This window comes from Aliivibrio sp. S10_S31, from assembly GCF_014694495.1.
Lineage (GTDB): Bacteria > Pseudomonadota > Gammaproteobacteria > Enterobacterales > Vibrionaceae > Aliivibrio > Aliivibrio fischeri.
In genome coordinates this window covers 1-6,301 of record NZ_JAAUWR010000037.1, presented here as the reverse complement: position 1 = coordinate 6,301, position 6,301 = coordinate 1, and the positions used below count along the sequence as shown (strand labels likewise).

General features: G+C 33.9%; 7 protein-coding genes and 1 pseudogene. All 8 read left to right on the top strand.

All coding sequences use genetic code 11. From position 1 onward, the window contains the following. Window positions 1-167: 167 nt before the first annotated feature. The gene (locus HC728_RS19070; protein WP_026029341.1) at window positions 168-566 is read left to right on the top strand and encodes a GFA family protein; all 399 of its coding nucleotides are present in this window, start codon (window positions 168-170) and stop codon (window positions 564-566) included. Between the two features lie 219 nt (window positions 567-785). Continuing rightward, window positions 786-1,148, top strand: a complete 363-nt coding sequence (locus HC728_RS19065; protein ID WP_017019691.1) for a hypothetical protein — start codon at window positions 786-788, stop codon at window positions 1,146-1,148. 705 nt (window positions 1,149-1,853) lie between these two features. Next, entirely contained in the window at window positions 1,854-2,492 is a 639-nt protein-coding gene (locus HC728_RS19060) for a hypothetical protein (RefSeq protein WP_190395919.1), read from the top strand. A gap of 166 nt (window positions 2,493-2,658) precedes the next feature. Further along, window positions 2,659-3,402, top strand: coding sequence for a nitrilase-related carbon-nitrogen hydrolase (locus tag HC728_RS19055; RefSeq protein WP_017019469.1), 744 nt, complete (start codon window positions 2,659-2,661; stop codon window positions 3,400-3,402). 257 nt (window positions 3,403-3,659) lie between these two features. Further along, entirely contained in the window at window positions 3,660-3,956 is a 297-nt protein-coding gene (locus HC728_RS19050; RefSeq protein WP_017018550.1) for a hypothetical protein, read from the top strand. Between the two features lie 189 nt (window positions 3,957-4,145). After that, window positions 4,146-4,799 (top strand): bifunctional 2-polyprenyl-6-hydroxyphenol methylase/3-demethylubiquinol 3-O-methyltransferase UbiG, encoded by a 654-nt coding sequence (locus HC728_RS19045; protein ID WP_017019322.1) that lies wholly within the window; start codon window positions 4,146-4,148, stop codon window positions 4,797-4,799. A gap of 169 nt (window positions 4,800-4,968) precedes the next feature. Beyond that, a complete protein-coding gene (locus tag HC728_RS19040) occupies window positions 4,969-5,997 on the top strand; it encodes an acyltransferase (protein ID WP_017018068.1) in 1,029 nt (342 codons plus the stop codon). A 161-nt stretch (window positions 5,998-6,158) separates the two neighbouring features. Beyond that, window positions 6,159-6,301: pseudogene (locus tag HC728_RS19035) on the top strand (N-acetyltransferase); the annotation flags it as partial.

The window sequence follows — 6,301 nt, the reverse complement described above, 5'->3', positions numbered from 1 at the left end:
ATGGTTATAACAATCGCATCAACACGATTTATTACACTCGGCGTTCTAGGTTTGCCTTGGGTTTTGTGATTAGGGCGGTTAATTCAGGTTGGTTGGCACAGTAATAAACGTGTTATGCCAGCGTTATAACTCAGTGCTAATAATTAAGTAATCAAAAGGAGATTGAAATGAGTCTAAAAGGAAGTTGTTTGTGTAAAAAAGTAAAATATGAAATTACAGGTGAGTTGAGTGATGTACTTAATTGTCATTGTTCCATGTGTCGTAAACTTCATGCTTCTGCTTTTAGAACCCGCGCAAAAGTTGCAACCAAAGATTGGAATACACTTTCAGGTGCTGAATACATAAAATTTTATGAGTCATCTGAAGGTGAGCATAAAAGTTTTTGCTCTGAATGTGGTTCAAGTTTATTTACAAAGTTCGATAGTGCCCCAGAAGTCCTTGGATTTCCTTTGGGTACATTAGATGATGATCCAAAAGTCAAAGCAACTCGACATGTGTATGTTGGCAGTAAGGCCCCTTGGTTTGAAATCAGCGATGATTTACCACAACAAGTTGAATTTGATTAACGTTATAACAAATGCATCAACACGATTTGCTACACTCGGCATTGTCAGTTTGCCTTTAGTTTCAGTGATTAAGGTAGTAAAATTCAGCTAGGTCTGTATCGTAGCAAACGTGTTATGCAGGCGTTATGTGCAAGGTAGGAAAAGTTGAAAACTAAAATGGATTGGAAAATGTGGCAGCTTATGGAGGCACCGTCATTAATTCAGCAAATTGAAATGTAGTTGGACTTAATCGATAAATATGGAGCAGATGAATGGTCTAGTTGTGATATGGAAGCTGATGGCTGGCAATTATTATTGAGGTGTAGAACTAATGATATTGTTGGCAATTGTATGGTTATTGCTACAATACGGCTTGATGAAAAATTGCAGAATAAAGGCAGATTAAAATCGTTTCTTAATTATTTATCAGATGTTACACCTTGGCCGACAATAGCAATTGAGCAAATAGAGAATAAAGATTTAATTAGGTTTTGTAAAAAAAATAAATTTACACAGATTAGTCCTCGGTACAGTGACTCTTTTCGTATAGAAAAAGATAAACTAATACGATTTAATGTGGATGAATTTCAAGCATATATTTAGTAAGCACATAACAAATGCATCAACACGACTTGCTACATTCGGCATTCTAGATTTCTTTTGGTTTACCGTATTAAGTGGTAAATTTAGGCTTAATCTGCATGGTAGCAAACGTGTTATGCAGGCGTTGTGCGTACTGAGTCCGAAATTTTTTGCACGGTTCATCAAAAGGATCGAGGCTTTCGTAGTTTCGGCTTAGTAAGCGTGAATTTCTTCTTTGCTTCCTTTTGCTTTTCATTTCATCAGGTTCGGCAAATTAGCCCTTATTTCCCCAAGTTCAGGCGTTTCAGAGGCTAATTCACGCTTCAATTGTTCATGGTTTTGCCTCATTTTATTCTGCATCAGTGCTTTGCTCTCAGTATTTTCAATCCCAATTGTAGCGAGGATATTTGGTTTATCAGCTCCAAACTAGCTGAAACCAAATCGTACAAATGGTGCTAGAAAAAGGATTGCTTCGTTTCGCAGTTTTTGTAGTTGAACGGTTCTTTTGTTCGCTAAATTGGCTTTTGTAATTTAGAATTGGTTTTTAAATATTATTGGTAAATCAGTTCTTTACCAATTAAAGCGAAGCGTTGACAAAGATCGTGTAACAAAGCAATCAACACGATGCTAATTACACTCGGCGTTTGTGGTTTGGAGTGTAATTGGTTTTGAAAGTCGGTCGTTCACACGTGTTATTGCGGCGTTATAACGCACAGGAGGATTGTAATGAATCAATGGAAGATACTTTGGGATGCTTATCATTTAAACGCAACTTTATCTCGGTTACTTAAAGACATTGTTGGACATGGCAACAAAGTGGATAAGCTATTACTTTTAATCGGTGGAATTATATTCACTTTTGGTATCGTATTAGTTTTCATTAATATACAAGTTGCTGTATGGGCAGTATTACTTGGTGAGGTAATCGTTTTATACAAAACTGATAAATTACGTGAATTATTAATATTGAATCAATTTGGAGCAGATAACACTAACCAGATTCCACATGATGACAAAGATCATAAAGTATCACGATATCTTATGTTTAAAAAATCACTACGTGAAAAAGCAATCCATAAATCACATGTCGAAAGTTGTTTTGAATTAGTTGAGACTCAAATTGATATCGTACAATCATCAGGAAGTGGAATGAAAAAGTTTGCTTCATTTAGTAGTGGTATTTTAATTGGTCTTTTAGCTACATTTTGGAGAAAGTTAGATACTAATGAATTAATTTACATTGGAATTATTCTGATTTCATTTACGGCATTTGTCTGCTTCATTCTTTTCTTAAAACCATCTAGAATTGAAAAACTCAAGGAAATGAAATATTTCATGCAGCTATATTGCAGAGAATACGAATAAAGCGTTATAACAAATGCATCAACACGATTTGCTACACTCGGCGTTGTCAGTTTGCCTTTAGTTTTGGTGATTAAGGCAGTAAAATTCAGCTTGGTTTGCATAGTAGCAAACGTGTTATGCAGGCGTTATAACACCGGTTCATTTTTTATAGTTAGTGAGGTGCTCGTTGAAAGTAAGTATAGCTCAAATGCCCATGGATTGGACTGTTGAGGGGAATACAAAAACGATTTGTAATATCGTTACCAAGAATCATGATCTGGATGTTCTTATGTTTCCTGAACTGGCAATTACTGGCTTTCATCGAGATATTAAAAATCAGGCACAGCAACATTTGGTCGAAAATGCACTGAATGAAATTTCAATTCAATGCCAACTGTCAAATACATTGGTTTTCGTCGGCTACACATTAAATGAAAATAATAAGGTTTATAATGTGTACTCTGCTATTAATGAGCAGGGAATTTTAGAGATAGTTTGGCGAAAAGTAGGGCTAACTCCAAGTGAGTGTACATTTTTTGAATCTGGTGATAAGCGTAGTATTTTGGAACATCCACTTGGGACGTTCAGCTCTTATTTGTGCCGTGAGGCAAGCGACGTTAATTGGGTTGTTGAACAATTATCAGTTCAATCGCCATCTTACATTCTCTGGCCAAGCTATATTGGGCAACCTGAATCCTCAGTAAATACTGAAAGTACAAATTATGAGGAGGACTCAAAAAAGATAGCTCAATCACTTTCTGCTATGGTTATTCAATGTAATTGGCCTAATTCTTTGAATAACCCCAATGATAATGGGTTAGGCGGAAGTAAGATAATTTCAAGTCATGGTAATATTATTGCTCAATTGCCCTTCGATAAAACTTGTATTGGCGTATTCGATACAATGACTCACGAGTTAGTAATTAGATAAGTAGGCGTAAGTGTTATAACAAATGCATCAACACGATTTGCTACATTCGGCGTTGTCAGTTTGCCTTTAGTTTCAGTGATTAAGGCGTTAAAATTCGGCTAGGTCTGTATCGTAGCAAACGTGTTATGCAGGCGTTATGCCCAAAAGAAACAATTAATTTATTAGCATAATTACAAATGATCTAATATTAGTATGCTGTTTATAGAACCAACTTTAGACTATAAGTTGGGTACTTTAACCTTATGCAGTAGAGAAATATGGGATACGATCATAGTAAGAAATATATCGATGTTAATGCAATGGAAACATATGCATCAATAGATAATGAAATAACTAAACTTTACGGGAAGACAGTAAAGGCTATGGAAATTTCAAATATAGACTATAAACAAAGATATTTGAAGTTGAACAAATCAAGGAGAATGAAATCTCCTCCAAGCTGTGGTCGGATTTTTCTAGGTTTTGTGGTTGTACGTAATCTCAATACAAAAAAAGAATATGAAACTTGGATCCCAGATATTGCATTTGGGGATATGTATGAGCTTCGTAAATAGGGCATAACAAATGCATCAACACGATGCTATTACACTCGGCATTCGCGGTTTAGAGCATAATTGGTTTTGTAAGTCGGTCTTTCGCACGTGTTATTGCGGCGTTATATTTTTTATCTCTGGTAAGATTTGCTATCTTTATTTTTTAGTATAAATTGAAGTTTGATAATTTATAACTATATGAAATCAAAAATGAATAAAGAATCCACAGTTGCTGGACAAGCTGTCTACTCGAAGAAAGTACTCTCAATATACGATTTATGGGTTTTAGGGGTCTCAAATAACTATTTTTGGAAATGCCCAACTAGATTTATTAGCGAGCAATTTTCAATATTAGTTTCATCTAACCATTTAGATGTTGGTGTTGGCTCAGGTTATTATCTCAAGAATTATCTACCTCAATCAACAAAACGTATCGCTTTGCTAGATTTGAATCAAAATAGTCTTGATACAACTTCAAAAGCAATAAATCATTTCCAACCGGAAGTTTACTGCGGGGATGTACTTGAGCCTCTTGAGTTAAATGTCGATAAATTTGACTCAATTAGTGTTAATTATTTGCTTCATTGTTTACCTGGAAATTTGATTGATAAGGGTATTATGTTTAAGCATCTGAAAGAACATCTGAATGATGGTGGGGTATTGTTTGGTAGTACAATTTTGGGCAAGGATACAAAACAAAACTTTTTCGCTAAAAAATTGATGGGTGTTTACAATAAAAAAGGAATATTTAGTAATCATAACGATGATTTAGAATCATTAGTGGCATCGTTAAACGAGCACTTTACAGATGTAAAAGTGGAAATGATAGGATGTGTTGCGTTGTTCTCAGGTAAAAAAATATAACAAATGCATCAACACGATTTACTACACTCGGCATCTCAGGTTGCCGGGTGTTTCTCGTTTTAAGGCGTCAATTTTAAGTATAATTGCATAGTAGTAAACGTGTTATGCAGGCGTTACATATTTAGTTCTTTAGTAAACAATAAAGCTTTATACTTTTATGAATTTTCATATGCTAACATTTAAAAGAGCAACAGAAAAAATTTTATCAATTCAGATATTAAGAGGGATAGCGGCTTGGTTAGTTGTTTTCCATCATTATAATCAGGCTTTCTTTTCATGGGATATGTCTAATAGCTTTTTAGGAGAGTGGTTTGGTGTTTTTAGCCATCATTATGGCAAGTTAGGAGTGGATATCTTTTTTGTAATTAGTGGGTTTATTATATATTTATCTGTTGAAAAAAATAATAATGTAAAAAATTTTGTATTAAATAGGATCTCTAGAGTTGTTCCAACATATTGGTTTTACACTTTTATCTTATTACTTTTGACTTTTATTATACCAAGCTATATACGTTCTGAATGGAATTCTATTTCTCTATTTCAATCATTGTTTTTTATTAATAATGAAAACCCCTCACCATCATTAGGTGAGTATCCATTACTAACAGTTGGTTGGACCCTTAATTTTGAAATGTTATTTTATGCTTTATGCGCATTATCAATTTTTGTCTTCAAAGATAAATGGTATTTACCTGTAATTATATTACTTTTATTTTCTTCAAAAATATGGCCTTTTGATTATTTTTCATATTTTTTTAATTCAAAATACATACGAGAGTTCGGGTGGGGTTTATTAATAGGAATGGCATATACAAGAAGTATTATACCAGATAGTAACAAGGTAGCCATTTTATTTCTATTAATTTCCTTGTTTTTATTTTATTTGGGAGGTGCGCAACCATATAAAATACCTGCTGTTGCTTTTCTAACAGTATCATTTTTAACCTTTAAAAATTCAATTTTCGAAAATAAAATTGGGTATTTTATTAAACATTTAGGGGATTTATCTTTTTCCACGTATTTAATTCATGCTGCGATATCAATACCTATCTGTCTTAGTTTGTTTGATAGAATGCCTACTGGTATTCATGAATTAGCTTTATTTTTATTATATCCATTTATAACATACATTTTGTCTTATTATAGTTTTAAATACATTGAAAATAACCCTTTAAGCAGAGCGATAAGGAATATGTAACAAATGCATCAACACGATTTGCTACACTCGGCGTTGTCAGTTTGTCTTTAGTTTCAGTGATTAAGGCAGTAAAATCCAGCTAGGTCTGCATGGTAGCAAACGTGTTATGCAGGCGTTATAAGCATCGATTTATTAAGGTTATTTGAGCCAGAGGTAAAGGTTTGAAATTTTCTACGCGTTTAGCGAAAGATAGTGATTTTGAGTTCTTATTTGAACTTAAAAAGGCGGCTGAATTTGAGCCAATTAAGGCTGTGTTTGGTTGGGACGATAAAATCCAACGTGAAATGCATCAAGATGAATGGGA